26 protein-coding genes are annotated in these 25595 nt (G+C 72.2%); 13 read left to right on the top strand and 13 right to left on the bottom strand.

The window, feature by feature from the left end:
* The first annotated feature begins 1 nt into the window (after position 1).
* Positions 2-1987: a right-handed parallel beta-helix repeat-containing protein gene (locus tag DFJ69_RS26640; protein WP_147312415.1), complete on the top strand. Its 1986-nt coding sequence runs from the start codon at positions 2-4 to the stop codon at positions 1985-1987.
* Positions 1988-2392: 405 nt separating this feature from the next.
* On the opposite strand, the gene DFJ69_RS26635 is transcribed toward DFJ69_RS26640, so the two are convergent.
* From DFJ69_RS26635 to DFJ69_RS26625, 3 genes are read right to left on the bottom strand one after another with little or no spacing between them, the layout of a single operon-like run.
* Positions 2393-2725 carry a YnfA family protein gene (locus DFJ69_RS26635; RefSeq protein WP_116026947.1) on the bottom strand — a complete coding sequence of 111 codons (333 nt, stop codon included), beginning with the start codon at positions 2723-2725 and terminating at the stop codon, positions 2393-2395.
* Between the two features lie 20 nt (positions 2726-2745).
* Positions 2746-3213 carry a MerR family transcriptional regulator gene (locus DFJ69_RS26630; RefSeq protein WP_116025115.1) on the bottom strand — a complete coding sequence of 156 codons (468 nt, stop codon included), beginning with the start codon at positions 3211-3213 and terminating at the stop codon, positions 2746-2748.
* On the bottom strand, positions 3210-3536 hold the full coding sequence (locus DFJ69_RS26625; RefSeq protein ID WP_116025114.1) for a hypothetical protein: 327 nt from the start codon (positions 3534-3536) through the stop codon (positions 3210-3212). Before DFJ69_RS26625 ends, DFJ69_RS26630 begins: the two co-directional genes overlap by 4 nt.
* Positions 3537-3659: 123 nt before the next feature.
* Here DFJ69_RS26625 and DFJ69_RS26620 point away from each other — a divergent pair, with 123 nt between their 5' ends.
* The 3 genes from DFJ69_RS26620 to DFJ69_RS26610 all read left to right on the top strand — a co-directional run bounded on the left by DFJ69_RS26620 (position 3660) and on the right by DFJ69_RS26610 (position 5738).
* Positions 3660-4037: an ArsR/SmtB family transcription factor gene (locus DFJ69_RS26620; RefSeq protein ID WP_245974588.1), complete on the top strand. Its 378-nt coding sequence runs from the start codon at positions 3660-3662 to the stop codon at positions 4035-4037.
* A 244-nt stretch (positions 4038-4281) separates the two neighbouring features.
* Positions 4282-5331 carry an ACR3 family arsenite efflux transporter gene (arsB, locus tag DFJ69_RS26615; protein ID WP_245974790.1) on the top strand — a complete coding sequence of 350 codons (1050 nt, stop codon included), beginning with the start codon at positions 4282-4284 and terminating at the stop codon, positions 5329-5331.
* The gene (locus DFJ69_RS26610; protein WP_116025112.1) at positions 5328-5738 is read left to right on the top strand and encodes an arsenate reductase ArsC; all 411 of its coding nucleotides are present in this window, start codon (positions 5328-5330) and stop codon (positions 5736-5738) included. The genes arsB and DFJ69_RS26610 overlap by 4 nt, the downstream gene beginning before the upstream one ends.
* A gap of 100 nt (positions 5739-5838) precedes the next feature.
* Here the strand turns inward: DFJ69_RS26610 and DFJ69_RS26605 are convergent, their stop codons facing one another.
* Positions 5839-6444 carry a TetR/AcrR family transcriptional regulator gene (locus tag DFJ69_RS26605; protein WP_116025111.1) on the bottom strand — a complete coding sequence of 202 codons (606 nt, stop codon included), beginning with the start codon at positions 6442-6444 and terminating at the stop codon, positions 5839-5841.
* A gap of 89 nt (positions 6445-6533) precedes the next feature.
* On the opposite strand from DFJ69_RS26605, the gene DFJ69_RS26600 reads away from it, so the two are divergent.
* From DFJ69_RS26600 to katG, 3 genes are all read left to right on the top strand, one after another.
* On the top strand, positions 6534-7919 hold the full coding sequence (locus tag DFJ69_RS26600; RefSeq protein ID WP_116025110.1) for an MFS transporter: 1386 nt from the start codon (positions 6534-6536) through the stop codon (positions 7917-7919).
* A gap of 460 nt (positions 7920-8379) precedes the next feature.
* A complete protein-coding gene (locus DFJ69_RS26595; protein ID WP_116025109.1) occupies positions 8380-8817 on the top strand; it encodes a Fur family transcriptional regulator in 438 nt (145 codons plus the stop codon).
* A 35-nt stretch (positions 8818-8852) separates the two neighbouring features.
* On the top strand, positions 8853-11084 hold the full coding sequence (gene katG, locus DFJ69_RS26590) for a catalase/peroxidase HPI (RefSeq protein WP_116025108.1): 2232 nt from the start codon (positions 8853-8855) through the stop codon (positions 11082-11084).
* 69 nt (positions 11085-11153) lie between these two features.
* On the opposite strand, the gene DFJ69_RS26585 is transcribed toward katG, so the two are convergent.
* Positions 11154-12410, bottom strand: coding sequence for a DNA cytosine methyltransferase (locus tag DFJ69_RS26585; protein ID WP_116025107.1), 1257 nt, complete (start codon positions 12408-12410; stop codon positions 11154-11156).
* Between the two features lie 99 nt (positions 12411-12509).
* On the opposite strand from DFJ69_RS26585, the gene DFJ69_RS26580 reads away from it, so the two are divergent.
* Together DFJ69_RS26580 and DFJ69_RS26575 are read left to right on the top strand one after the other, a co-directional pair.
* Positions 12510-12953 (top strand): very short patch repair endonuclease, encoded by a 444-nt coding sequence (locus DFJ69_RS26580; RefSeq protein ID WP_116025106.1) that lies wholly within the window; start codon positions 12510-12512, stop codon positions 12951-12953.
* 17 nt (positions 12954-12970) lie between these two features.
* Positions 12971-13741, top strand: coding sequence for a leucyl/phenylalanyl-tRNA--protein transferase (locus tag DFJ69_RS26575; protein WP_116025105.1), 771 nt, complete (start codon positions 12971-12973; stop codon positions 13739-13741).
* A 9-nt stretch (positions 13742-13750) separates the two neighbouring features.
* On the opposite strand, the gene DFJ69_RS26570 is transcribed toward DFJ69_RS26575, so the two are convergent.
* From DFJ69_RS26570 to DFJ69_RS26535, 8 genes are read right to left on the bottom strand one after another with little or no spacing between them, the layout of a single operon-like run.
* Positions 13751-15142, bottom strand: coding sequence for an NADH-quinone oxidoreductase subunit N (locus DFJ69_RS26570; protein ID WP_116025104.1), 1392 nt, complete (start codon positions 15140-15142; stop codon positions 13751-13753).
* Positions 15139-16635 (bottom strand): complex I subunit 4 family protein, encoded by a 1497-nt coding sequence (locus DFJ69_RS26565; RefSeq protein ID WP_245974587.1) that lies wholly within the window; start codon positions 16633-16635, stop codon positions 15139-15141. The genes DFJ69_RS26570 and DFJ69_RS26565 overlap by 4 nt, the downstream gene beginning before the upstream one ends.
* The gene (locus DFJ69_RS26560) at positions 16632-18479 is read right to left on the bottom strand and encodes an NADH-quinone oxidoreductase subunit 5 family protein (RefSeq protein ID WP_116025103.1); all 1848 of its coding nucleotides are present in this window, start codon (positions 18477-18479) and stop codon (positions 16632-16634) included. Before DFJ69_RS26560 ends, DFJ69_RS26565 begins: the two co-directional genes overlap by 4 nt.
* Positions 18476-18781, bottom strand: a complete 306-nt coding sequence (gene nuoK / locus DFJ69_RS26555; protein WP_116025102.1) for an NADH-quinone oxidoreductase subunit NuoK — start codon at positions 18779-18781, stop codon at positions 18476-18478. Before nuoK ends, DFJ69_RS26560 begins: the two co-directional genes overlap by 4 nt.
* Positions 18778-19332 carry an NADH-quinone oxidoreductase subunit J gene (locus DFJ69_RS26550; protein ID WP_116025101.1) on the bottom strand — a complete coding sequence of 185 codons (555 nt, stop codon included), beginning with the start codon at positions 19330-19332 and terminating at the stop codon, positions 18778-18780. The genes nuoK and DFJ69_RS26550 overlap by 4 nt, the downstream gene beginning before the upstream one ends.
* 10 nt (positions 19333-19342) lie before the next feature.
* A complete protein-coding gene (locus DFJ69_RS26545; RefSeq protein ID WP_116025100.1) occupies positions 19343-20266 on the bottom strand; it encodes an NADH-quinone oxidoreductase subunit H in 924 nt (307 codons plus the stop codon).
* Positions 20259-21383: a hypothetical protein gene (locus tag DFJ69_RS26540; RefSeq protein WP_116025099.1), complete on the bottom strand. Its 1125-nt coding sequence runs from the start codon at positions 21381-21383 to the stop codon at positions 20259-20261. Before DFJ69_RS26540 ends, DFJ69_RS26545 begins: the two co-directional genes overlap by 8 nt.
* Complete coding sequence (locus tag DFJ69_RS26535; RefSeq protein WP_116025098.1) at positions 21374-21721, bottom strand: NADH-quinone oxidoreductase subunit A; 348 nt, start codon at positions 21719-21721, stop codon at positions 21374-21376. The genes DFJ69_RS26540 and DFJ69_RS26535 overlap by 10 nt, the downstream gene beginning before the upstream one ends.
* A 192-nt stretch (positions 21722-21913) precedes the next feature.
* On the opposite strand from DFJ69_RS26535, the gene DFJ69_RS26530 reads away from it, so the two are divergent.
* Genes DFJ69_RS26530 through DFJ69_RS26515 form a run of 4 tightly spaced genes read left to right on the top strand, consistent with a single transcriptional unit; the run spans position 21914 to position 25507 of the window.
* The gene (locus DFJ69_RS26530) at positions 21914-22753 is read left to right on the top strand and encodes an SDR family oxidoreductase (RefSeq protein WP_116026944.1); all 840 of its coding nucleotides are present in this window, start codon (positions 21914-21916) and stop codon (positions 22751-22753) included.
* A gap of 14 nt (positions 22754-22767) precedes the next feature.
* Positions 22768-23835 (top strand): type I phosphomannose isomerase catalytic subunit, encoded by a 1068-nt coding sequence (locus tag DFJ69_RS26525; protein WP_116026943.1) that lies wholly within the window; start codon positions 22768-22770, stop codon positions 23833-23835.
* A complete protein-coding gene (locus DFJ69_RS26520) occupies positions 23832-24653 on the top strand; it encodes an alpha/beta fold hydrolase (RefSeq protein WP_211328775.1) in 822 nt (273 codons plus the stop codon). Before DFJ69_RS26525 ends, DFJ69_RS26520 begins: the two co-directional genes overlap by 4 nt.
* Positions 24650-25507, top strand: a complete 858-nt coding sequence (locus DFJ69_RS26515; protein WP_116025097.1) for a sugar phosphate isomerase/epimerase family protein — start codon at positions 24650-24652, stop codon at positions 25505-25507. Before DFJ69_RS26520 ends, DFJ69_RS26515 begins: the two co-directional genes overlap by 4 nt.
* Positions 25508-25595 lie beyond the last annotated feature (88 nt).

The raw sequence follows: 25595 nt of genomic DNA, 5'->3' as shown, positions 1-25595 counted from the left end.
GTTGAGGAGATGGAACAGGGCGGTGCTCGTCGGGGTCCTCATCGCGGCGGGGACGGTGGCGCCGATGCGGACGGCCCACGCCGCGGTGCAGTACTACGTGTCGCCGACGGGCAATGACGGCAATCCCGGGACCTCGGTGACCGGTCCGTTCAGAACGATCCAGCGATGCGGCGTGGTGATGCAGGCCGGGGACACCTGCAACATTCGGGCCGGCGTCTACCGGGAGACGATCAGACCGGCTCGTTCGGGTACGGAGGACGCGCGGATCACGTACCGGCCGTACCAGGGCGAGTCGGTCACCGTGAACGGCGCGAACCTCGCGCAGCCGAGCGCGTGGCGGCAGGTCACGACGACGGACCTGGACGCGCTGGTGAGCGCGGACCCGACGCTGACGCACTCGGAGTTCGCCGCCGGGGTCCGGGCGCGGGAGATCTACAGCCTGGACCTGCCGGGGCCGGTCGTGCAGCAGGTGTTCTTCGGCGGGACGATGCTGCCCGAAGGCCAGTGGCCGCACCCGACCGACGCCGACCCCACCGACGCGACCCCCGGCCGGGCCGACTTCGACCCGGCGCGCGACCTGCTGCAGCCGAGCCTGCGGTTCGCCGGGGCGGGGTCGACGGACGGCATGATCCGCGATGCCGGTCTGAGCAAGCCGGCGGGTTACTGGAACGGCGCTCAGGTCTACACCAGCACCTGGTTCTGGCCGTTCACCACGCGGGTGGGCGGTTACTCGCCCGGGTCGCTCGGGCTCACCGACGGCATCTGCCCCAGCAACAGCGTCGATCCGCCGGGAAACACCCGCTACTACCTGTTCGGCAAGCTTCAGGCGATGACTCAGCGCGGCACGTGGTTCTACGCGCAGGACGGTCAGCGCCTCTATGTCTGGACGCCCACGGGTGCGAGCCCGGCCGGCGGCGACGTGGAGGTCAAGCGGCGCGACTTCGGATTCGACCTCAACGGCATCAGTCACACGACCATCGACGGCATTCGCCTGTTCGGCACCTCGATCCGCACCGGTGACACCAGCACCCGGGTTCACCTCGACCGGATCAACGCGCAGTACCTGTCGCATTATCGGACCACCACCGGCAACAACTGCGGCTCCTTCACCACCGGCGAGACCGACAGCGGCATCATCCTGCGCGGCACCGGCAACGCCATCGCCCGGAGCACGCTGGCCTACAGCGCGGGCAACGGGGTCGCGCTCCTGGGCTCGCAGAACACCGCCTGGTTCAACACCATCCGCGACGTCGACTACATGGGCACCTACGCCGCCGGCGTGGAGGTCGGCGGCGACCGGCACACCATCGTGAGAAACGAGATCCAGCGCACCGGCCGAAGCGGCGTCAACATCAGTTGGCACGTGCTCGAACCCGACGCCGTGGCCGCCGACATCGGCTACAACGACATCCACCGGCACACGATGCTCAGTACCGACGCGGGCGCCGTCTACGCCTGTTGCGAGCTCGACATGACCGGCACCGTCATCCACCACAACGCGGTGCACGACGATCTGAGCATGCCCTCCCGCACCACGTGGGCCCGGCCCGGGATCTATCTGGACCTGAGGGTCCGCAACGCGCACGTCCACAACAACGTCGGCTGGAACAACCCGTACGGCACCGTCTTCCTGCACGGTGGCGGCGGCCCCTCCCGGGGGAACCGGATCGAGAACAACACCGGCGGCGTCAGACTGCTCAACATTTCGGACGCCACCGGCAGCACCCTGACCAACAACCTCGGCGAGATCTCCGTGACCGGAACCCCCTCCTTCCCCCAGGATCGCAACTTCGTCCCCTCCAGGGACGGCGACCCCCGATTCGTCGATCCCGTCAACCGCGACTATTGCCTGCGAGCCGACTCCCCCGCCCGCAACTTCGGCACCCCTATCGAGGGGGTCACCGTCGGCTACGCCCCCGACCCACGGCCCGCCGCCGGCGCATTCCAGTACCACGGCGGGTGCTGGCGTCCCGGCCCCAACGGTTGACGCAGCGCCTTACGCTCCACGACGACGGCCGGTGGCCGGGGAATCGACCCGCGCCACCGGCCTTTCCGCTCGCTCGCGTCCTCCGGCATCCAGGGCAGGATGCGAGGGGCGTCCGGGCCGACCAGACGGGCGTTGATCTGGCCGAACCGCCACCACTGCCCCTCGGTGACGATCAGCGGCAGCGCCTCGACCTCCTCGTGCGCAAGGTGTCCGGTCAGACCGGCAGCCGGCGGCCGGCGCGTCGGTGAGGCGGCCCGTTCTCCCGGCCGCCGGCCACCCGCACGCCGGTCGCGGTCTCGCTCTCACCCGTACGACGGACGAGCGACGGCGGAGGGGACATCTCCCGACGGCCGCAACGGTGGTCGCCGTCGGTCCGGTCGACCGGTCGGGGTCCGCGATGCGGGGTCAGGTGCGGGGCGCGTACATGATGACCGCGACGCCGAGCAGACAGACGAGGGCCCCGGCGACGTCCCATCGATCGGGCCGGAAGCCGTCCATGGCCATGCCCCAGGCGAGGGAGCCCGCGACGAACACGCCACCGTAGGCGGCCAGGATGCGCCCGAAGTGGGCGTCCGGCTGCAACGTGGCGACGAACCCGTACGCGGCGAGGGCGACGACACCCGCGCCGATCCACCAGGTGCCGCGGTGCTCGCGCACGCCCTGCCAGATCAGCCAGGCGCCGCCGATCTCCGCGACGGCGGCGAGGACGAACAGCAGCAGGGACCGGGCGACGGACATGATCGCCACCGTACCGGGCCTCAGCCCTCCGCTCCGGCGCGGCCGGCGGGGCGGGCGGGGCGGGCCAGGTCGACGAAGGGCAGCGGGCAGCGCGGCCGATCGGCGCAGGCCAGCAGGTCGTCGCAGCCGGCGTCGATCGCCTCCCGCAGCGTGGCGCGGATGACCTGGAGGTCGGCGATGCGCCGTTCGACCTCCAGCAGCTTCGCCCGCGCCCGTTCGGGCAGGCCCGTGTCGGGACGAGCGCCGTGCCGGTGGCGGGCGGTGTCCAGCAGGTCGGCGACCTCCTCCAGGGTGAACCCGAGCCGCTGCGCCGTCTTGATCACCCTCAGGATCGTGACCGTCTCGGCCGGATACAGCCGGTGCCCGCCCAGGGTCCGCCGGGGTTCGGCCACCAGGCCCCGCCGTTCGTAGTACCGCAGGGTCTGCGGGTTCACCCCGGCGGCTTCGGCGACCTGGCCGCTGCGGAGCCCCTCATGGGCGCCGCTCATCGCACTCTTCCCGTGGCCAGGGCGTGCAGCTCGTCCAGTGTCGACCCGGCCTCCGGCGGAGCGGTGACCTCCACCACCAGCCCGGCCGCGGTCCGCTCATGGGCGAACGAGAGGAACGCGCAGCACCGTTCCTCGGCCGCGAACAGGTCCCGGATCACCGCCTCCCGTCCGGTGTCGGCGGCGGCGAAGGTCAACCGCAGCAGCAGGGGCCGCCGCTCCACCCTCGTCAGGTCCTCGGCGAACAGGGCCTCGAACTCCGCCAGCCGCCGCACCAGGTCGTTCGGCGGCAGCGTGCACATGATCGGCGTCTCGGACTCGGCCATCCGCGCAGCTCCTCGTCCGGGTCGCCCGCGCGGCGACCCATGTCCCGACGGTAAGCCCGTACCTCGGTACAGGATGCAAGCGCCGAAACCGCTCGGGACGACCTCCGTCCATACACTGAGACGGTGACCCATGTCAGCGCCCTGCCCCTCGCGGAGTCCCCCGACCCGGCCATGGACGCCTGCCACGGCCGTCCCCCGCTCACCCCGATGGACCGGGACGAGGCCGCCCGCATCGCCCACCTGCTCAAGGCGGTGGCCGATCCCACCCGGCTCCAACTGCTCGGCATGATCCGGGACAGCCCGAGCGGCGAGGCGTGCGTGTGCGACCTCACGGCCGCCCTGGGCCTGACCCAGCCCACCATCAGCCACCATCTGAAGATCCTCGGCGACGCGGGCCTGGTCGTCCGCGACCGGCGCGGCAGTTGGGTCTGGTACACCGTGAGCGCCGAGCGTCTCGACACGCTCCGCCTCCTGAACGACCTGACGCGCCTCATGGGCTGACCGCCGCCACCACATTGACATCCATCGAAATAGATGTATATCTATGTGAATGCAGCGAGCCGGGAGGAAACGGTCGTCCCAGGTGACCGTCCCTCCCCGCCGGATCCGGCCCTCCACGCCCGATCGGGTCGCCTCGCGCTCCCCGCCGTCGAGCCACCCGAAAGGGAAGGTCGCCATGCCCCACGCGGTCGAGCAGGATGCCGCCGGTCCGAGAACGACCGCGCGGTCGGGCGTGGTCGCGGGCATGTCGTTCCTCGATCGGTTCCTGCCCCTGTGGATCGGCGTCGCGATGGGTGTCGGGCTGTTGCTCGGCCGGGCGGTGCCGGGGCTGGACGACGGCCTGGACGCGGTGCGGGTCGGCGGGGTGTCGCTGCCGATCGCGCTGGGTCTGCTGCTGATGATGTACCCGGTGCTGGCCAAGGTCCGCTACGACCGGCTCGGCTCCGTGACCGGCGACCGGCGGCTGCTGGTCGGCTCCGTCGTGTTGAACTGGGTGGTCGGTCCGGCGTTGATGTTCGCGCTGGCGTGGCTGCTGCTGCCGGACCTGCCCGAGTACCGCACCGGTCTGATCATCGTGGGCCTGGCGCGGTGCATCGCCATGGTGATCATCTGGAACGATCTCGCGTGCGGCGACCGGGAGGCCGCCGCCGTGCTCGTCGCCCTCAACTCGGTCTTCCAGGTGTTCGCGTTCGCCGCCCTCGGCTGGCTCTACCTGGAGGCGGTGCCGTCCTGGCTGGGCCTGGAGGGCGCGCGGCTCGACGTGTCGCCGTGGGACATCGCCCTGAGCGTGCTGATCTTCCTCGGTGTCCCGCTGCTGGCCGGGTACCTGTCCCGCGCGCTGGGGGAACGCGCCAAGGGCCGGCCCTGGTACGAGGAGCGCTTCCTGCCCCGGATCGGGCCGGTCGCCTTGTACGGGCTGTTGTTCACCATCGTGATCCTGTTCGCGTTGCAGGGCGACACCATCACCTCGCGCCCGGCCGACGTCGCCCGCATCGCCCTTCCGCTGCTGGTGTACTTCGCCGTCATGTGGGGCGGCTCGTTGGCCCTCGGCCGGGCCATGCGCCTGCCGTACGACCGGTCCGCCACGCTGGCGTTCACGGCGGCGGGCAACAACTTCGAGCTCGCCATCGCCGTCGCCATCGGAGTGTTCGGCGTCACCTCCGGCCAGGCCCTCGCCGGGGTCGTCGGTCCCCTCATCGAGGTCCCCGTCCTCGTCGCCCTCGTCTACGTCAGCCTGTGGGCCCGCCGCTTCTTCCCCCCCTCCGCCCCTCCGATCGATCCGGGGAACCGATGACCGACAAGCCCAGCGTCCTGTTCGTCTGCGTCCACAACGCCGGACGCTCCCAGATGGCCGCCGCCTACCTCACCCACCTCGCCGGCGACCGCATCGAGGTCCGCTCCGCCGGCTCCGAACCCGCCGACCGGATCAACCCCGCCGTCCTCGAGGCCCTCGCCGAAGACGGCATCGACATCGCCGGCGAGACCCCCAAGGTCCTCACCATCGAGGCCGTCCAGGCCTCCGACGTCGTCATCACCATGGGCTGCGGCGACGCCTGCCCCTACTTCCCCGGCAAGCGCTACCTCGACTGGAAACTCGACGACCCCGCCGGCCGGGGCGTCGACGCCGTACGCCCCATCCGCGACGACATCCGCCACCGCATCGAGGGCCTCATCGCCGAGCTGCTCCCCACCGACCGCTGACGGCCCCGGCGGCGCACCCGTTCCCGTGAGAATCGGCTCCAGGGACGGCCTACGCGCCTTGATGGCAGGCCCCACAAGCCGCGCCCGTAGACCGGGGGGGTCACTCCGGCCCGTGGGGGGCCGGTGAGGGGGCGGCCAGGATCGACTGGATCGTCACGGTGACGACGCGGGCGGCGTCCTTCTGAGCCAGGCGGCCGGTGCGGGTCGCCTCCGCGGCGCCGTGCAGGACGTGGTGGACGACATCGACGAGCCAGGCGATCGGCATGTCGGTGCGGAAGACGCCCTGGTCTTGGCCGCGGCGGACGAGCTCCTCGATGCGCTGGGCCGGGGCCGCGTGCAGCTCGCGGACGCGTCCGGCGGGCAGCGTGCCCTGGGCGGCGGTCAACAGGGCCGTGGACTCGGCCACCAGGGACCAGCTCGAGTCGAGCAACCGGGCCAGCACCTCGCGCGCGTCGCCCGTGAGGTCGACGGCCGACAGCGCCCGCTCACCGGCGGCCAGGGCGTCGACCAGGGCGGCCTCGACGAGTTGCGCGCGGGTGCGGAAGTGGCCGTAGAGCGTCATCCGGCCCACTCCGGCGGCCTTGGCGATGTCCTCGATGCTCGCGTTCGGATCACCGCTCAGGCTCGTGCGGGCCGCGGCGATGATGCGGGCGATGCTGCGCTCGGCGTCTGCGCGCCGACGCGGGCCGGCTGCGGCGGTAGGCATGCCACCAGTCTAACTCGTACGGGAATGTACGTGTTACCCTCGCCGCTGTAAGTCGTACTCCGACATACGAGTTACAGGGAGAGGCTCCGATGACACGACAGACGAACGACACGTCCGCGCAGGCCGCGCAGGCCCATCCGCTGCGATGGCGCATCCTGGGCCTCCTCGGCGTGGCCCAACTGATGCTGATCCTCGACGTCACCGTCGTGGCCATCGCGCTGCCGCACATCGAGACCGACCTGGAGCTGGGCCGCCAGGCGGTGACGTGGACGGTCAGCGCCTACACGTTGACGTTCGGCGGTCTGATGCTGCTCGGCGGACGGCTGGCCGACCTGGTCGGCGCCCGGCGGGTGGTGCTCGCGGGCCTGCTGATCTTCACGGCGGCGTCCCTGGCGACGGGGTTCGCCGACTCGGCCGGCCTGCTGCTGGGCGGCCGCGTCGCCCAAGGGGTCGGCGCGGCGCTGCTGTCCCCGTCGGCCCTGTCCCTGGTGGTGGGCCTCTTCGACGGCGATGAGCGCAACAAGGCGCTCGGCGTCTGGTCCGCACTGGGAGGCGGCGGCGCGGCCCTCGGCGTGCTCCTGGGAGGGCTGCTCACCGCCGGGCCGGGCTGGGCGTGGGTCTTCTACGTCAACGTGCCCATCGGGCTGGCGATCTGGGTCGCGCTGGCCCGGATGCTGCCGCGCCGGCGCGTGACCACGCCCCGCCCCGGGCTCGACGTGCTCGGCGCGCTGCTGGTCACCGCCTCCTCCGGCGCCCTGATCTACGCGCTCATCCGCGCCGGAGACCACGGCTGGTCGACCATCGCGACCGGAGGGCTCGTGCCGGCGGCGGCGGTCGGCTACCTGGCGTTCGTGATCAGGCAGAAGACCGCGAGGTCACCGATGATGGACGTCGCCCTGCTGGCCCGACGGCCGGTGGCCACCGGCGCGTTCCTCATCCTGACGGCGACCGCGCTCATGATCGCCGTGTTCTTCCTCGGCACGTTCTACTTCCAGCACGCCCGGGACTACGGCGCGCTGCGGACCGGCCTGCTGTTCCTCCCGGTCGCGGTCGCCACGATGCTCGGGGCCGACCTCACCGGCCGCGCCATCGCCCGCGCGGGGGCGCGCCCGCTCGCCGTGGTCGGACTGTTGACCGCCGCGATCGGCCTGGCGATCCCCGCCGTGTCGACGCATCCCGCGACCGTGGTGGCCGGCACGACGATCGCCGGGGCCGGGACCGGCGCCGTTTTCGTCGTCGCGGCGGCGACCGCCCTCGGAAGGGTCGCCCCCCACGAATCCGGCATCGCCTCCGGGATCGTCAGCACATTCCACGAGTTCGGCGCGTCCCTTGGAGCGGCCGTCATCTCCAGCGTCGCGGCGGCGAGCCTCGTCGGGGACACCCTGTCGGGATTCACCCATGGCTTCACCCTCGCCGCGATCGTCGCCGCCGTCGGCGCACTCGCGGCCGCCGTCCTGACCCCCGGCGGGCGATGAACGCACCGGATGTCCCTTCGGGGAGCAACAGATGAGCCACACAACGTCGGTTGCGTGGCTCATCTTTTCTCTGGCCGGTCGAATGTAGTCTGACCCGGTATCTCTCGTAGCGGGGTCCCGTCCAGAGAAGCCTTCTGATCATACGACTTCTTCGGGCCTCTTGGGCCATGGCCATTCGAATGAGGTCTCGGTGATCCCGGGAGAGCGCCGACGGGGCATGGGACCCGTGGCGACGAGCCGTGCGGAACGGCTGAGGATTGACGACTTGCCGTCCGCGAAACGGATCCCCCGGCGGCCGGTCATGTGCGGTGATGGTCGGCCGCGTCGGTGCAGCCCCCGGCTCATGCGGTGAGGAGCCCGCGTTCCCGTACCCGCGACCGGCCGCCGGCGGCGCGACGTTCCAAACTTGGATGGTTCGCTGTCTTGAACGATTCGTGTTTAGGCGGGTAGCTTGGGTGTCATGACCGCATCCCAGACCCCGACCCCCGCCGAGGAGCTGCGCGGCGCGGGCCTGCGGGTGACGGCCGCCCGCGTCGCGCTGCTCGAGACCGTTCGGCACGGTGACCACCTCGGTGTCGAGGCGATCGCCTCCGGCGTGCGCGACCGGGTGGGGCACGTCTCCCTCCAGGCCGTGTACGAGGCGCTCCATGCGCTCACCGCGGCGGGGCTGGTGCGCCGCATCGAGCCGGCCGGCAGCCCGGCCCGGTTCGAGGGGCGGGTCGGGGACAACCACCACCACGTCGTGTGCCGGTCGTGCGGGGCCGTCGCCGACGTCGACTGCGCGGTCGGCGAGGTGCCGTGCCTGACCGCGTCCAACGACCGGGGCTTCGTGATCGACGAGGCCGAGGTCATCTACTGGGGCCTGTGCCCCGACTGCTCCACCGCACGCGAAGCCTGAGGACTCATGGTCCGCCCAGCCTCGGAAGGATTGTCATGACCGAGAACCACGACGCGATCGTCGTCGACCCGAAGACCGACGGCGAGGGCGGTTGCCCGGTCCCGCACGGGCGCGCCCCGCACCCGACGCAGGGCGGCGGGAACCGCCAGTGGTGGCCGGAACGGCTCAACCTGAAGATCCTCGCGAAGAACCCCGCCGTGGCCAATCCGCTCGGCGAGGAGTTCGACTACGCGAAGGCGTTCGAGACCCTCGACCTCCCGGCGGTGAAGCAGGACATCGCCGAGGTGCTGACCACCTCGCAGGACTGGTGGCCCGCCGACTTCGGCCACTACGGCCCGTTCATCATCCGGATGGCGTGGCACAGCGCCGGCACCTACCGGATCAGCGACGGCCGCGGCGGCGCCGGGGCCGGCCAGCAGCGTTTCGCCCCCCTCAACAGTTGGCCCGACAACGCGAACCTCGACAAGGCCCGCCGCCTGCTGTGGCCGGTCAAGAAGAAGTACGGCCAGAGCCTTTCGTGGGCCGACCTCATGGTCCTCGCCGGCAACGTCGCCCTGGAGACGATGGGCTTCCGGACGTTCGGCTTCGCCGGCGGCCGTGAGGACGTGTGGGAGCCGGAAGAGGACGTCTACTGGGGTCCGGAGTCCACCTGGCTCGGCGACGACCGGTACTCCGGCGACCGGGAGCTCGAGAAGCCCCTGGGCGCGGTCCAGATGGGCCTCATCTACGTCAACCCGGAGGGCCCGAACGGCAACCCGGACCCGCTCGCCTCCGCCCGCGACATCCGGGAGACGTTCCGCCGGATGGCGATGAACGACGAGGAGACGGCCGCCCTGATCGCGGGCGGGCACACGTTCGGCAAGACCCACGGCGCGGGCCCGTCCGACCACGTCGGCGCCGACCCCGAGGCCGCCTCGCTGGAGGAGCAGGGCCTCGGCTGGAAGAACTCCTTCGGCACCGGCAAGGGCGGCGACACGATCACCAGCGGCCTCGAGGGCACGTGGACGAACACCCCGGTGACGTGGGACAACAGCTTCCTGGAGATCCTTTACGGCTACGAGTGGGAGCTGTTCGAGAGCCCCGCGGGGGCGCACCAGTGGAGGCCGAAGGACGGCGGCGGCGCGGGCACCGTCCCCGACGCCCACGACCCTTCGAAGAGCCATGCCCCCACGATGCTGACGACCGACCTCGCCCTGCGCGTGGACCCGATCTATGAGCAGATCACCCGACGCTGGCTGGAGCACCCCGACGAGTTCGCGGACGCCTTCGCCCGCGCGTGGTTCAAGCTCACCCACCGCGACATGGGTCCGGTCGTGCGCTACCTCGGCCCGGAGGTCCCGACCGAGACGCTGCTGTGGCAGGACCCCCTCCCCGAGGCGACGCACGAGCCGATCGACGCCGACGACGTCGCGTCCCTCAAGGCCCAGGTCCTCGCCTCGGGCCTGTCGGTGCCGCAGCTCGTGGCGACCGCGTGGGCGTCCGCCTCGTCCTTCCGCGGCAGCGACAAGCGCGGCGGTGCCAACGGCGCGCGCATCCGGCTCGCGCCGCAGAACGACTGGGAGGTCAACGAGCCCGACCGGTTGGCGACGGTGCTGACCACGCTGGAGGGGATCCAGAAGGCGTTCAACGCCTCCCAGACCGGCCGCAAGCAGGTCTCCCTCGCCGACCTGATCGTGCTCGCCGGTGGAGCGGCGGTGGAGCGGGCGGCCGAGGCCGCCGGTTTCGACGTCGAGGTGCCCTTCACGCCGGGCCGGGTCGACGCGTCGCAGGAGCAGACCGACGTGGAGTCGTTCGCGGCGCTCGAGCCGACCGCCGACGGGTTCCGCAACCACCTCGGAAAGGACAACCGGCTGCCGGCCGAGTACCTGCTCATCGACCGGGCCAATCTGCTGACCCTGAGCGCCCCCGAGCTGACGGTCCTCGTCGGCGGTCTCCGCGTCCTGGGGGCCAACCACGGGCAGTCGCGGCACGGCGTCCTCACCGCGACCCCCGGGTCGCTGACCAACGACTTCTTCGTCAACCTGCTCGACCTGGGCACGACGTGGAAGGCGACGTCGGAGGACGCGACCACGTTCGAGGGGCGCGACACCGCCACGGGCGCGGTCAAGTGGACCGGCACCCGAGCCGACCTCGTCTTCGGGTCGAACTCCGAGCTGCGCGCCCTCGCCGAGGTCTACGCGAGTGACGACGCGAAGGAGAAGTTCGTGAACGACTTCGTCGCGGCGTGGGACAAGGTGATGAACCTGGACCGGTTCGACCTGTCCTGATCCCACGGCCCACGACGTCCGGGTCGGCCCGCGCCGGCCGACCCGGACGTCCCGGGGTCTCGGGGCGCCTCAGGCGGACGCGGACATGACCGGCCGGCTCAGTCGACCGGTCGCGGCGAAGTACGCGTGCACCTGACGCGCGATGGCCCGCGACAGACCGACGGGTACGGCGTTGCCGATCTGGCGGGCGATCTGCACCTTGCTCCCGCACCAGCGGAAGTCCGGCGGAAAGCCCTGGAGCAGGGCCGCCTCGAGGTGGGTGATGGGCCGGTCCTCGAACGGGTGGAGGTACCGGCCCTTCTCCGGCTTGTAGAACTCGGTCCTGATGGTCACCGAGGGCCGATCCCAGTGCAACCGTCCCATGACGTCGCCGGAGCCGCTGCGGTGGTTGAGCCAGTTCTCCGTGGAGAGCCTCGGGGGCAGGTCGTGCCGGTTGCCGCCGGGCGGGATCGCGGCGTATCTGGCCAGGGACAGGGCGGTCGGGTTCCGCCCGATGTGCAGGTCGATCGTCCTGAACGGCCCCGGCAGCTCCTGGCCCAGCGGGGCGGCGGTGCCCTCGGGGAGCTCGGTGGTCCGGGTCCGCCTCGGGGTCTCCGCGAACACCGTGCCGGCGGGGACCCACGGGGCGAAGACGTCCTCGGCGTCGACGAGGGCGCCCCCGACGGTCTTCTCCTGCTTGCGGTGGGTGGGCCTCGGGTGGGTCAGCGGGGTCCCGTCGGGATGCAGGTCGATCAGGTCCCGTCGCGTCGCCAGGATGATCGTCCGGCGGCGTGCCTGGGGGACGCCGTAATCGGCGGAATTGAGGACCCCGGACTCCAAATGGTAATCGCGGAGTTGTCCGTCGGGGCGTTCCGACTCCTCTTTCAGGGTGCGGCGGAGCTCCTGGAACTCCGGTGACCCGAAGAACCTGTCCACGTTCTCCATCACGAAGACCTTGGGGCGGAGCGCGTTGACGACGCGCAGATATTCGCGCCAGAGCTTGTTGCGCGGGTCGTCCCGGTCCTCCTTGCCCAGGCCGGAGAATCCCTGACAGGGCGGGCCGCCGAGGATGACGTCGACGTCCACGTCGAGCACGGCCGGATTCCAGCGGGTGATGTCGCCGTTCTCCGGGCCGGCGAAGATGCGCCCGCAATCCCCGATCTCGTCCGCGAAGTTCACCGCGTACGTCGACGCGGCGGCCATGTCCAGCTCCACGGCCCCGACCGTGCGAAAGGGCGACGCGGAGGCGTGCGGGGCGGCTCTGAACTCCCGGAATCCCTGGGTGAAACCGCCGCAGCCAGCGAACAGATCGATGACATTGATGGTGCTGTTGGGGCGGGCGGTCATGGCGGCTCATCCTACCCCGGAGTCGGTTCCGAACGGACCGTGGGCGCCTTTTCGGGCGTTGCCGCCGCGAGGGCGACCGAGTGTCCCTAATGTGGGGGCATGGCAGCCGTCAGGCCGGTGGGGGCCTCCAGCGAGGGCGTCCGGAAGAGCATGCGGGCGAACAAGGGCCGGGACACCAAACCCGAGCTCGCCCTGCGACGCGCGGTGCACGCGCTCGGCCTGCGCTACCGGGTGTCGTTCCGGCCGCTGCGGAGCGTCCGCCGCACCGCCGACCTGGCGTTCACGAGGGCGCGGGTCGCGGTCTTCCTCGACGGCTGCTTCTGGCACGGCTGCCCGGAGCACCACACGAAGGCCCGCACCAACGCCGACTACTGGGCCGAGAAGGTCGAGGTCAACCGCCGACGGGACACCGAGACCGACCGGCTGCTCGCGGAGGCCGACTGGCTCGTCATCCGCGTCTGGGAGCACGAGGATCCGCAGCGGGCGGCGACGAGGGTCGCCGAGGCGGTCCGCGCACGACGGGCCGGGGGCGACGCGGGGTGAGGCGGGGTCCCGGCGGCATGTCGATCTGGAGTTCGCTCGACCTGGCCCGGGCCCCCTCCGACGGGCCGGTCGCCTTCCATGACGATCTGGGCCCCGAGTGCCTCCTCGACGCGTACCGGCATGGGCTGTACCCCTTCCCGACCGCGACCGCCGAGCGGCGAGCCCTCCGTCGGAGGGCCTACCGGGCGGACGTCGCCGCCGGGCGGATCCGGGTGCTCGACGGGGCGGGCGATCGCGATCCCTACGCGGTCGCCTGGTGCTCGCCCGATCCCCGGCCGGTCATCCTCGTCGATCGGGCCCGGGCGCAGCGGAGCCTGCGGCAGCACCTGCGCAACAGGGTCGACTGGCGCACCACGGTCGACGCGTGCTTCGACCGGGTGCTCGAGCACTGCCGCGCCGACCGTGACCCGCGGTGGATGACCGACGCGCTGTGCGCCTCGATGCGCCGGCTGCACGAGGCCGGGCACGCGCACAGCGTCGAGGTGTGGGACGGCGACGAGCTGATCGGCGGGACGTACGGCGTGCGGGTCGGGAGGGTCTTCAGCGCCGACTCCCAGTTCACCCTGCGCAGCGGCGCCGGCAAGGTGGCGGTCGCCGACCTGGTGCGGCGGTTCGCCGAGGCCGGCGGGACCGCCGTCGACGTGCAACAGGACGGCGACCACGCCAGGCTCCTGGGCGCACGGCTCGTCCCGAGGTCCCGCTACCTCGCGCTGCTGAGGGCGGGCGACGCCGGCGTCGGCGCCCTGCCCACGGGTCCGCTGCCCGCCCGCAGACTGGCGGACGCGTGACGATCCTCGTCATCCCAGAGTGAACGCGACACCGCTGCCGATCCCCAGGACCACGGAGAGGACGGCGGCCGTGCAGGCGATCACGAGGGTCTCCCCGGCGATCGGACGGCGTTCCGCGGGGGCCCGACCGAAGACCGGGGCGATCCAGCGCAGGTAGTAGAAGACGCTGGCGACCGTGTTGACCGCCGCGACGACGGCGAGCCAGGTGTACGCGCCGTCGATCGCGGCGGCGAAGGCCAGCACCTTGCCGACGAACACCGCGGTCGGCGGCGTCCCGATGAGGCCGAGCAGGCACACGGCCAAGGAGAGCGCCAGTGCGGGCGAGCGCCGTACCAGCCCGGCGTGGTCGGACAGCTCGTCACCGCCCCACGCCACGACCACGGCGAAGGCCCCGACGTTGGTGACCGCGTAGGCGGCCAGGTAGAACAGCAGCGCGGGCTCGGCGAGGTCGGTGCGACCCGCCACGGCCACCGGGACGAGCAGGTAGCCGGCCTGGCTGATCGTCGAGTACGCCAGCAGCCGCCGCACGTTGGTCTGAGCGAAGGCCGCGAGGTTGCCCAGCGTCATGGTGCCCGCCGCGACCACGGCGACGAGCAGCCGCCAGTCGACGGCGGTGCCGGCGAGGACCTCCTGCGCGATCCGGAACGCCGCCGCCAGCGCGCCGACCTTCGGGACGGTGGTGACGAACGCGGCCACGACCGGCGGGGCTCCCTCGGTGACGTCCGGCACCCAGTGGTGCGCGGGAACGGCACCCGCCTTGAACGACACCCCGGCGAACAACGCCACCACGCCGACCGCGACGACCCCGCCGGGAGCCTCCCCCAATCCCTCCCGGAGGGTCTCGTACGAGGTGCCGCCGCCGACCCCGTACAGCAGCGTGACGCCGGCCAGCATCACGATGCCGAGCAGCGCGCCCATCAGGAAGTACTTCATGGACGCCTCGGTCCCTCGGGCGTCCTTGGCGAACCCCGCGAGGGCGTACGCGGGGATGCTCGCCAGGAGGTAGGCGGCGACGAACACCAGCAGGTCGGAGGCGGCGGCCATCGCGATCGTCCCGAGCGAGGCCAGCAGGATCAGCACGTACGCCTCGGTCTCGCGGGCGTTCCCGCGCATCGGGCCCGCCGCCAGGGCCAGCACCAGCAGGGTCGCGCCCAGGACGGTGAGCCGCACGGCATGGGTGATCGGGTCGATCGCGAACGCGTCGAACGTCGTCAGGTCCGCGTCGCCGACGGGCAGGGCCGCCGCGACCAGGCCGGCGATCGGTCCGACGGCGCACAGGACCGCGACGGCCCACTGCCGTCGGCGGGGCAGGAACAGGCCGGCCAGGAGCCCGAGCACGGCCGCGCCCAACAGGAGCAGCTCCGGCAGCAGGTCGGCCGGGTTCTCGTTCATCATGGTCATCGCGCCACCAGGGACACGACGGCGGCGGACGCGGGCTCGATCAGGTCGAGCAGGAACCTCGGCGCGACCCCGATGACCAGCGACAGCAGCAGGAGGGGCGCGACCGCGAGGACCTCGTGGGCCCGGGTGTCGGTCATCCGGCCGGTGAGCGGGCCCGGCGCGCCGAGCAGCGTCCGGTGCAGCAGGCGCAGGAACAGCCCGGCCGTGATGAGGACGCCGAGGACCGCCACGGCTCCCGCGACGGCCGCCCAGGTGGTCCCGCCGCCGATGGCGCCGGTGAAGATCTGGAACTCCGCGATGAACCCCGACAGCCCCGGGAGGCCCAGGGACGCGAACGCCGCGACCGTCATCAGCCCGGCGAAGACCGGTGCCCTCCCCGCGAGGCCCCCGTACCGTCCCATCGCGTAGTCGTGGCCGCGGTCGTAGAGGACGCCCGAGAGCAGGAACAGCGCGCCGGTGATCAATCCGTGGCTGACCATCTGGGTGACGGCGCCCGTCACCGCCAGCCGATGCGCGGCGGCGTCCCCCGCGACCGCCCCGGCCGCGCCGAGGGCGAGCACGATGTAGCCCATGTGGCTGACGGAGGTATAGGCGATGAGGCGTTTGACGTTCTCCTGTGCCAGGGCGACCAGCGCGCCGTACAGGACGCTGACCAGACCGATCCCGATGATCAGCCACGCGTACCTCCGCCACGCCTCCGGGAGCATGGGCATGGCGATGCGCACCAGCCCGTACGCGCCCATCTTCAGCAGGATCCCGGCGAGGACGGCGGAGCCGGCGGCCGGCGCGTCGGTGTGCGCCGGCGGCAGCCAGGTGTGCACGGGAACGACGGGCGTCTTGATCGCCAGACCGATCCCGATCGCGAGCAGCGCCAGGGCGGCCGGGCCGGGAGAGTCCGCCAGCGGCGGTGTGCGGGTCAGCTCCACCATGTCGAAGGTGTGCGGTTCGGCCCCCAGGTACAGGGCGATGAACCCGAGCAGCAGCGCCAACGACCCCAGGAAGGTGTAGAGGAAGAACTTCAGCGCCGACCGCACGTTGTCGCCGTGACCCCAGCCGGCGATGACGAAGTACATCCCGACGATCGACAGGTCGAAGAACACGAAGAACAGCAGCAGGTCGAGCGCCGCGAACAACCCCAGGCACACGGTCTGCAGGGCCAGGAACAGGGCGGCGAACGCCCGGAGCCGACGCGTTCGCCGCAGCGAAGAGACGGCGCAGGCCAGGAACAGCACTCCCGTCAGCGCCAGCAGCGGCAGCGACAGCCCGTCCACGCCCACGTGGTAGCCCGCGCCGACCGAGGGGATCCACGTCAGGTTCGTCTCGTGGTCCAGGCCCCGGTCGTATCCCGCCCACAACGTCAGGAGGAGCGCGAGGTCGACCGCGCAGGCGGCGATCCACGTCCGGGCGACCAGCCGATCGGTCGCCCGGGGCAGGACGGCGAGCACGAGCGCGACGAGCGACGGCAGGAAGATCGCTGTGGAGAGCACGGTCACCGGACCAGGAGGAGGATGACGGCCAGCACCATCAACAGCACGGCGGCCTGGGCGTAATAGGTGTGGACCTGTCCGGTCTGCGGTCGGCGCGCCAGATCGCCGACGTGCCCGACACCGCGCCCGATCCCGCGAACGATCCCGTCCACGGGGACCTCCACACCGCGATCGACGACGGCCGCCAGTCGCCTCCCGGCCGTGGCGGTGGAACGGACGGCACCGTCGACGACCTTGTCGTCGAATCGCGCGAGGGCGTCGGCGAGGGCGAGGACCGGCCGCGTGAGGATGAGGTCGACGGCCCTTTCCAAGTGGAGCCAGTCGGCCGACACCGAGGGACGCGGGACGCGGGGTCCGAGCCGGGCCGCCGCGTACGCGGCCGCGAGGGCCGCTCCACCGGAGACGGCGAGGGCGACCGGTGCGGGCGCGTGCTCGGCCGGGCCGCCGACGAGTCGGTTCCAGGCGTCCCAGACGGCGGGGATCCCCACGAGCCCGAACCCCGCCGCGACCACCGCGAGGAGGGGCAGCGGCGCGTTCTCCAGCGGGCCGACCCGACGGGTCCCCGTCTGCTCGGTGTCGAACGCGGTCGCCGCGTCGGCGGGACGGACGACCGCCGCCAGGGCCTTGACCGCGTAGGCCGCCGCGACGACCGCCGCCGCCAGGCCGACGACGTACAGGGCCGTGGACTCCTCGGCCGCCGCCGTCAGCACCGTGTCCTTGGTGATCCACAACGACAGCGGCGGCACGCCCGCCAAGGCCAGCGCGCCCACCGCGAACGTGATCCCCACGAGCCGGTGGCGGCGGGCCGCGCCGTGCAGTTCGGACAGGTCCTTGGTGCCCAGCGCGGTCAGCCACGCGCCGGCTCCGAGGAACAGGAGGCTCTTGACGGCGGCGTGCGCCACGAGATGCGCGGTCCCGCCGGCCACCGCTCCGACCCCGGCGGCCATGACCATGAACCCGATCTGGGCGCAGGTCGAGGCCGCCAGCAACTGCTTGAGATCCGTCTGGGCGAGGGCCACCGCGCCGAGCAGCGACGCCGTGGCCGCGCCGACCCAGGCCACCAGCGGTGCCGCCCACCCCGTCGCGGCGAGCAACGGCTCCAGCCGCAGCAGCAGGTAGGCCCCGGCGGCGACCATCGTGGCCGAGTGCAGCAGCGCCGACACCGGACTCGGACCGGCCATGGCCCGCGACAGCCAGAACGAGAACGGAAGCTGCGCCGACTTGCCCAGCGCCGCCGCGACGACGCCCGCCGCGACCAGATCGACCCACGGGTCACGTCCCTCCGTGAGCCGGGCGAGGGTGAGCGTCCCGCTCCCCGCCAGCGCCGCCCCCGCCGCGACGTACAGGCCCATGTCGCCGGCCCTGGTGGTCAGGAACGCGATGTTCGCCGAACGCACCCGTTCGGGCTCGTGCCACCAGAAGCCGATGAGCGCGTACGACATCGCGCCCATGACCTCCCACGCCATGAGCAGCAACGCCAGATCGGTCGCGGTGACGGTGACGAGCATCGCGCCGACGAACACCAGCATCAGCCCGAAGAACCGCGCCCTCGCCTCGCCGACCGCCGGCTCACCGGCGGCGAAGACCAGAACGGCGAGCGCCGCGCCCGCGACGGTCACGACCATGACGGCCGACGGCCCGTCGACCGCCATGCCGACCGGAAGCCCCTCGAACATGGGAGCCCGCACCACCGGACGCGTCACCGCGGCCGCGATCGCCAGGCCCAACGTCACGCAGGCCACGAGAAGGGCGACGCCCGGTGCGAACCGATCGGCCCGCCGTCCGCAGACGGCGAGCACTCCGCCCGCCACAGCGGGGACGAAGGGCAGCGCCCATCCGAGAACGCTCATCCTCTGAGGTCCCCCGCGTCGTCGGTGACGTCGACGTCGCGGGCCCGGAACAACGCGGTCACGACGGCGAACCCCATGGCCATCTCCAGCGCCATCACGGTGATCGCCACGAGGACCACCACCTGCCCGTCGGGCTCCGTGGGCGACACGTGGAACCAGAACGCCGCCCCCGCCACCACGATGCCGTTGACCATCAGCTCCAGGCCCATCATCAGCATCACGATCGACTGCTGCGACAACGCGCCGTACAGCCCGACCGCGAACAACGCCGAGGCCGACAGCAGGAACGCCTCCAGGCTCATGCCCCGCCCCCACCCGGATCGGCGGGCCGCCTCTCGCGCAACTCGTCGCCATGGCGGTCATATCGGCCGCGATGGGTCGCGAGGACCACGGAGGCGATCATCGTGGCCAGGATGGCGACGCCGATCACCATCATCACGAGCATCTTCGGGCCCATGATCGCCTCGCCGAGGGCCCGGGTCGGATCCGGCGGCGGCGTTCCCCGGCGGTCCGGCCAAGGCGTCAGGAACACGCCCGCCGCCAGCCCGGCGAACACCGACCCGGCGACCGCCGCCGCGCCCCGGGGGTTGTGGACCATGGTCATCGGCATCAGCCCGGCCGGGTTCATCATGTACATGATCATGAACACCGCCATGATCAGCATTTCCATGATCATCATCAGCACGACCAGCACGCCGAGGTACTGCAGCTCGATCAGCGACAGCGTGCCCCCGACGCACAGGAACGACACCAGCAGCGCGAACGTCGCCCGCGCCATCGAGTCGACCACGAAGACCGCGACACCGCCCGCGACCGCGCCGACGGCGAGCACCCAGAACGCCACCACCTGCATGTCCACCCCCTCACAGCACCGCGATCGACACGACGAGCAACTGCAGCAGCGAGGCCGGGATCAGCACCACCCAGGCGAACTGCGCGAAGCGATCCATCCGCACCAGCGGCAGCCGCCGCCCCGCCCACACCAGCGCGCCCGACACCGCGACGACCTTGACCGACACCCAGACGCCCGCCGGCAACAGCGGACCGGCCCCTCCCCCGAGGAACGCCGGAACGGCGAACGCGGCCCCGGCGACCAACAACGCGTACCTTCCGGAGAGGAAGACGAGCCGGTCCACGCCCGACAGGTCCGCGACCGCCCCACCGGCCACGTCGTCGGCGACCGCCTGGCCGAACGGGCCCCAGAACGCCATCGCGAGCACCGACATCAGATAGACGACGAAGGCCACCGGCATCCAGACCGCGAACCACGACCCGGCCTGGGCATCGGCGACCTCGCTCACCTGGAGCGAACCCGCCCCGACCGCCACCGTGATGAGCGCGAACATGTGCGGCAGCTCGTACGCCAGGCCCTGCGCGATGAACCGGTAGCCGCCCACCAGCCCGTACACCGAGTTCGGGCCCCAGCCCACGAGCCAGACCGAGGCCCAGGCCACCACCTCCATCGCGTTGAACCAGACCACGCCGACCGTCATGTCGGCCACCGCCACGTCCCCCAACGGGACGACCACCACGGCCAGCAGCGCCGCGACGGGCAGGCTCACGGCACCGGCCCTCAGCAGCAGCCCATCGGAGGCGAGCGTCGTGCGCCGGGACTGCACGAGCAGCCGCGCGGCCTCCCGTAACGGGCCGACGGCGGCGCCCGCCACGCCGGCGTGACCCGCCCGTCTCCCCGCCAGGACGCCGTCGAACGCCGCCGCCCCCAACGTCAACAGGCCCAAGGCCACGGGCAGCGCCGCGACGGCCCACACCGGCGTCGCCTCAGACACGGGCCACCTCCACGGCGAGCTGGTCGAGGTCGGGATCCAGGCTCGCCACGATCAGCCGAGCCCCGGCCAACTCCGCGCCCGTCACCACGGCCGGCAGAACCTCGACCAGGCCCGCGCTGGGCCGTTGATCCACCGGACCACGCGGTCCCTCGAGGTCGTCCAGGGCCTCTTCGTCGTCCAGCCGCGCGACGGCGGCCTCGATCTCCTCCAGCCACCCGTGGATCCGCGCCGCCACGTCACCGGGATGACGCGCCGCAGGCCCGACGAGCCCGTACCGGGCGACCGGCTCCTCATCGATGACCCCGAGCCCGCGCGTCATCCAGGAGAGCACCCGCGACCGTCCGACCCTCCGGCACAGCCGCCGGATCCGGGGGCCGACCTCGCCGGCGGGAGCCTCCGCCAGCAGCCCGTCGCGCAGCCGGCGGGCCGGCCCTGCCGCCGCCTCCCAGCCCGCCAGGGAGAGGAACCGGGCGAGGCCGTCCAGGTGAGCCGCGGCCCTCCGACGCTCCGCCGCGCCCCGCGAGACCGTCTCCCCCGCGGCGCTCCTCCGCCAAGGCTCGTCCCAGAACGATCCCCCGTCCGTGCCCGTCGGGAGGCGTGAGGGGATCTCGGCCTCCTCGATCACATCGCCCTGCAACGTCGTGCGCACCACGAGCCCCGCCGGCCAATGGGCGAGGACCGGCCCGAGCGGCACATGAAGCCGATCGAGCCTCAACCCGTCCCGATCGGGACCGCGGTCCGCCATCGCCGGTTCGAACGGTGTCATGGGGTGATCGAGCGCGTCCACCCGTTGGAGGTCGGCGTCCCCGAGGGTCATCGCCGCCTCGTCGAGAAGGGTCGTGATCCGTTCCGAGGGCGCGTCCGGAGGGATCACGGCCCGGCCGCGCGGGCTCGGGAGGTCGTCCCAGACGGTCGCGCACGCCCGTTCCACGACGGCATCCGGTTCGCCGCACACGACCAGCAACCCGGCGGCCGTCGGCGACGCGACGATCGGCCAACCGCGTCGCCGCAGCACGACCTCGGTGCTCAGGCGCGCCGGCGTTCCGCCGAGCGCCGTCACGAGGTGGACACGCGGCCGGCGGGCGGCGAATCTCGCCAGTCGGGCCGTCACGCCCATCGCAGCGCGCCCTCCCGCCAGGCGTAGGCCACCCCCACCAGGAGCAGGCCGAGGAAGACGAACATCTCGACGACCGCCTCGGTCCCCACCTCCGCCACGACGAGCGCCCACGGGAACATGAAGATCATCTCCATGTCGAAGGCGAGGAAGACCATCGTCAGGGCGTACCAGCGCACGTGATACCGGGACACGGCGTGCTCGTCCGGCCGCGCGCCCGACAGGAACGGACCGGCGCCCACCGGCCCGGGGAACGCCGCCAGTCGGGCGAACGCGTACGCCCCCGCGATCACGGCAGCGCCCAGTCCCACAACGGCCAGCGTCGCCGTGTACGGCTGCATCTCCCGGCCCTCCTCGTGAACCGCAGGCAGCGGCCATCATCTCCACGGCCACGGCGTCCATGCGTCCCCGTCGACCGCCACCGCGCCCACGACCCTCAAATCCCGGCCAAGAACGACCGGCCGCCGATGAAGGTCCAGGTCACGGGTAGTGAGCGGAGGGACCGAGGGCAGACCAGAGTCACGGAGGTCATCGTGAACCAGCCCGCGCAACAGCAGCGGCCGCCCGGGGTGCAGTCGGCGATGACGCCGCGTCCCGACTGCGGTGAGGACAGTTACCGGGGTTCGGGACGGCTGACCGGGAAGGCGACCGTCATCACCGGCGGGGACAGCGGGATCGGCCGCGCCGCCGCGATCGCCTACGCGCGGGAGGGCGCCGACGTCCTGATCTCCTACCTGAGCGAGGACGACGACGCCCGGGACACCGCGCGGCTGGTCGAGGACGCCGGACGCAAGGCCGTCCTGGTGCGCGGCGACCTGTCGGAGCCGGCGCACTGCCGTGAGGTGATCGCCGAGGCCGTGGGGGCGTTCGGTCGGATCGACGTGCTGGTCAGCAACGCGGCGTACCAGATGACGCGCGACTCGCTGGAGGAGATCCCCGACGAGGAGTGGGACTACACGTTCGCCACGAACATCTCCGCGCTGTTCCACCTGTGCAAGGCGGCGCTGCCGCACATGAAGGCGGGCGGGTCCATCATCGCGACCACGTCGATCAACTCCGACATGCCCCCGCCGAAGCTGCTCCCCTACGACTGCACCAAGGCGGCCATCGCGAACTTCGTCGGCGCGCTCGCGCAGTTGCTGGGGCCCCGGGGCATCCGGGTCAACAGCGTCGCGCCCGGGCCGATCTGGACACCGTTGATCCCGGCGACCATGCCGCCCGAGCAGGTGAAGTCGTTCGGGTCGGAGACTCCGCTGGGACGCGCCGGGCAGCCCGCCGAACTCGCCCCCGTCTACGTGATGCTGGCCGGCGACGAGGGCAGCTACGTGTCGGGCGCCCGGATCCCGGTGACCGGCGGCAACCCGATCCTGTGAACCGGGGGGACGGCATGGACTGGTATCCGCTGAGGCTGACCACGCCGGTCATGCCCCACGTGTTCGGCGGGCACGCGATCGCCGAGCGCCTGGGCCGGACGGGCCTGCCGCCGGGACGCGTCGCCGAGACCTGGGAGGTCAGCGACGTCGACGGGCAGGCGGCCGAGGTGAACGAGGGACCCTTGGCGGGCCGGTCGCTGCGGAGCCTGGTCGCCGAGCACCCCGAGGAGATGATGGGGCGCGGATGGCGCGGCGCCCGGTTCCCGGTGCTGACCAAGTTCATCGACGCGACCCGTGCGCTGCCCGTGCACCTGCACGCCGATGACGAGACGGCCCGGCGACTGGAGGATCAGCCGAACGGCAAGACGGAGGCGTGGCACATCCTGGACGCGCGGCCGGGGGCCACCGCGCTCGCGGGCGTCAAGCCGGGGGTCGACGCCGACGCGCTCCGCGAGGCCCTGTCGCGCGGCGACTTCGACACGGTGATGCGGCGGCTGCCCGTGCGCGCCGGGCAGACCATCTACGTCCCCGGGGGCACGTTGCACCGCTTCGGCCCCGGCACCCTGGTGTACGAGATCGAGCAGACGTCGAACATCCAGCAGCACGCGATGCGGTGGCGCATGGAGGACGGCGCGGAGCTCGATCCGGACGAGTGGCGCCGCAACATCGACATGCTGATCGAGGAGTGGAGACCCGAGCCCCGCCCGGACTTCCAGCCGGGCCTCGCGCTGCGCGCCGGCGACGACGTCCAGCGGGTCATCTGCTGCGCGAGCCCGTACTTCGCGCTGGAACGCTGGCGCGTCGCGGCGGGCACGACCGCACGGCACGCGCTCCCCACGGCGACGATCCTGAGCAACGTGGGCGGCCCCGTGCGCTTCCACGCGCAGGGCTGGTCGGACATCCTGGAGCCCGCCCGCACGCTGCTGCTGCCCGCCGCGCTCGGCGAGGTGGAGTTCACCGGTCCCGCCGACGTCATGCTGGGGTACCTCCCCGACCTGCGCTCCGACGTCCTCGACCCGCTGGCCGCCGCCGGGTACGGCCCGGACGTGATCGCCGCGCTGGGCGACACGGTGCCGCGATGAGCCGTACGGCGGTCGGTGACGGCACGGAGCTGCACCACGAGGAGCGCGGCGCCGGCCGCCCGCTGGTCATGCTGCACGGGTGGACGTTCAGCGGTCGGTTCTTCCACCGCAACGCCGAGCGGCTCGCCGACCACGCCAGGGTCGTCACCATCGACCTGCGCGGCCACGGCGAGTCCGACAAGCCCGGGCACGGCTACCGGGTCGGCCGGCTGGCCAAGGACGTGTACGACGTTCTGGAGGCGCTCGACCTCACGGACGTGACCCTGCTGGGCTGGTCGCTGGGATGCCCGGTGATCTGGAGCTACCTGGAGCTGTTCGGCGCGCACCGGTTGGCGCAGGCGGTCTTCGTCGAGCAGACCCCGCGCCAGTACTACGGCCCGGACTGGTCGTACGCCCACGCGACCTGTTACGACGACGCGGGGCTGGCCCGGACCCAGACGCAGATCGAGCTCGCCGCCGAGGACTACGACCGGCAGCAGATCGACACCATCGTGCATCGGCCCCTGCCCGACGACGAGCGGCGGTTGCTGCTGGCGGAGATGGCCAAGTGCCCGCCCCGCGTCCGCAACGCCGTCATGGCCGACCACACCCGGCTCGACTGGCGCGATCTCCTGCCGACGATCGCCCTGCCGTCGCTGGTCCTGGTGGCCCGGCGCGACGCGGTGATGCCCTGGCAGGGGCCGGCCCACGTCGGGCGGGCGATCCCCGGCGCGCGGACGGTGTTCTTCGAGGAGAGCGGGCACGCGCTGTTCCTGGACGAGCCCGACAGGTTCGACGAGACCGTCGCCGACTTCCTCCGCGAGGGCGGTTCCCGATGAGCCCTTCGGAGCTGCCCTTCGCCTACGCCGTCGACGAGTTCACCACGACGCCCTGGAGCTTCGAGGAGGATCTCCACCACTATCCCCGGCTCGGCGTCGAGGCCATCGAACTCTGCGAGGCCAAGCTCGACGAACGGCGCGCGCACGAGCAGCTCGCCGCGCTGTCCGCCTCGGGTCTGCGCGTCTGCTCCGTGCAGCCCGCCGTGCGCACGTTGCTCGCGAGCCGGATGATGCCCGAGCCCGCCGATCCCCGGCATCGGCTGGACCGCCTCCGCCGCACCATCGAACGGATCGCGCCGTACGCCCCGGGCGCTCCCTTCGTGGTCAACACCGGTCCGGCGCCCGGCGGGGACATGGCGGCCGCGCTCGACCGGATCGAGGAGGGGTTGGCGGCGCTGACCCGGTTCGCCGCCGACCACGGGGTGCGCGTCGCCCTCGAACCGCTGCATCCCGTGATGCTCAACGTGGAGACGGCGGTGTGGACGTTCTCCCAGGCCGTGCGGCTCGTCGAACGCGTGGACGTCGACGGCCTCGGGGTCTGCGCGGACCTGTGGAACCTGTGGCAGGAGCCCGGCCTGGCCGAGGCCATGCGGAGCGCCGCCGACCGGATCGCCCTCCTCCAGGTCAGCGACTGGCGCACGCCGCGCTCCCACGCCGATCGCCGCAGCGTCGGCACCGGCGACATCCCCATGTCCCGGCTGCTGCACGCGGCCTTCGACACCGGATACCGCGGGCCGTGCGTCCTGGAGATCTTCTCCCAGGACGTGCCGGACTCCCTGTACGACGGCGATCTCGCCGCTCTGATCACCGACAACCACGCCGCCCTCCGAAGGGCCTGGAACGACCCGCGCTGATCTTCGGGCGTTGGCGTCGGTGTCGCGGTCGTGGCAGTGTTCCTCCGCGCGTGCTTCCGTCCGCCCCCCGGGATGCGAGGAGTCGAGA

This window comes from Thermomonospora umbrina, from assembly GCF_003386555.1.
Taxonomy (GTDB): domain Bacteria; phylum Actinomycetota; class Actinomycetes; order Streptosporangiales; family Streptosporangiaceae; genus Thermomonospora; species Thermomonospora umbrina.
This window is presented reverse-complemented; position numbering and strand designations above follow the sequence as displayed.

Excerpts from the sequence above, each read along its gene's own strand:
- DFJ69_RS26570 (WP_116025104.1), bottom strand. The coding sequence starts at position 15,142 with ATGACCATGATGAACGAGAACCCGGCCGACCTGCTGCCGGAGCTGCTC.
- DFJ69_RS26630 (WP_116025115.1), bottom strand. The coding sequence starts at position 3,213 with ATGAGCGGCGCCCATGAGGGGCTCCGCAGCGGCCAGGTCGCCGAAGCC.
- DFJ69_RS26525 (WP_116026943.1), top strand. The coding sequence starts at position 22,768 with ATGGACTGGTATCCGCTGAGGCTGACCACGCCGGTCATGCCCCACGTG.
- arsB (WP_245974790.1), top strand. The coding sequence starts at position 4,282 with ATGTCGTTCCTCGATCGGTTCCTGCCCCTGTGGATCGGCGTCGCGATG.
- DFJ69_RS26580 (WP_116025106.1), top strand. The coding sequence starts at position 12,510 with ATGGCAGCCGTCAGGCCGGTGGGGGCCTCCAGCGAGGGCGTCCGGAAG.
- DFJ69_RS26550 (WP_116025101.1), bottom strand. The coding sequence starts at position 19,332 with ATGCAGGTGGTGGCGTTCTGGGTGCTCGCCGTCGGCGCGGTCGCGGGC.
- DFJ69_RS26540 (WP_116025099.1), bottom strand. The coding sequence starts at position 21,383 with ATGGGCGTGACGGCCCGACTGGCGAGATTCGCCGCCCGCCGGCCGCGT.
- DFJ69_RS26515 (WP_116025097.1), top strand. The coding sequence starts at position 24,650 with ATGAGCCCTTCGGAGCTGCCCTTCGCCTACGCCGTCGACGAGTTCACC.
- DFJ69_RS26535 (WP_116025098.1), bottom strand. The coding sequence starts at position 21,721 with ATGCAGCCGTACACGGCGACGCTGGCCGTTGTGGGACTGGGCGCTGCC.
- DFJ69_RS26585 (WP_116025107.1), bottom strand. The coding sequence starts at position 12,410 with ATGACCGCCCGCCCCAACAGCACCATCAATGTCATCGATCTGTTCGCT.
- DFJ69_RS26520 (WP_211328775.1), top strand. The coding sequence starts at position 23,832 with ATGAGCCGTACGGCGGTCGGTGACGGCACGGAGCTGCACCACGAGGAG.
- DFJ69_RS26600 (WP_116025110.1), top strand. The coding sequence starts at position 6,534 with ATGACACGACAGACGAACGACACGTCCGCGCAGGCCGCGCAGGCCCAT.
- DFJ69_RS26560 (WP_116025103.1), bottom strand. The coding sequence starts at position 18,479 with ATGAGCGTTCTCGGATGGGCGCTGCCCTTCGTCCCCGCTGTGGCGGGC.
- DFJ69_RS26575 (WP_116025105.1), top strand. The coding sequence starts at position 12,971 with ATGTCGATCTGGAGTTCGCTCGACCTGGCCCGGGCCCCCTCCGACGGG.
- DFJ69_RS26605 (WP_116025111.1), bottom strand. The coding sequence starts at position 6,444 with ATGCCTACCGCCGCAGCCGGCCCGCGTCGGCGCGCAGACGCCGAGCGC.
- DFJ69_RS26625 (WP_116025114.1), bottom strand. The coding sequence starts at position 3,536 with ATGGCCGAGTCCGAGACGCCGATCATGTGCACGCTGCCGCCGAACGAC.
- katG (WP_116025108.1), top strand. The coding sequence starts at position 8,853 with ATGACCGAGAACCACGACGCGATCGTCGTCGACCCGAAGACCGACGGC.
- DFJ69_RS26635 (WP_116026947.1), bottom strand. The coding sequence starts at position 2,725 with ATGTCCGTCGCCCGGTCCCTGCTGCTGTTCGTCCTCGCCGCCGTCGCG.
- nuoK (WP_116025102.1), bottom strand. The coding sequence starts at position 18,781 with ATGAGCCTGGAGGCGTTCCTGCTGTCGGCCTCGGCGTTGTTCGCGGTC.
- DFJ69_RS26610 (WP_116025112.1), top strand. The coding sequence starts at position 5,328 with ATGACCGACAAGCCCAGCGTCCTGTTCGTCTGCGTCCACAACGCCGGA.
- DFJ69_RS26595 (WP_116025109.1), top strand. The coding sequence starts at position 8,380 with ATGACCGCATCCCAGACCCCGACCCCCGCCGAGGAGCTGCGCGGCGCG.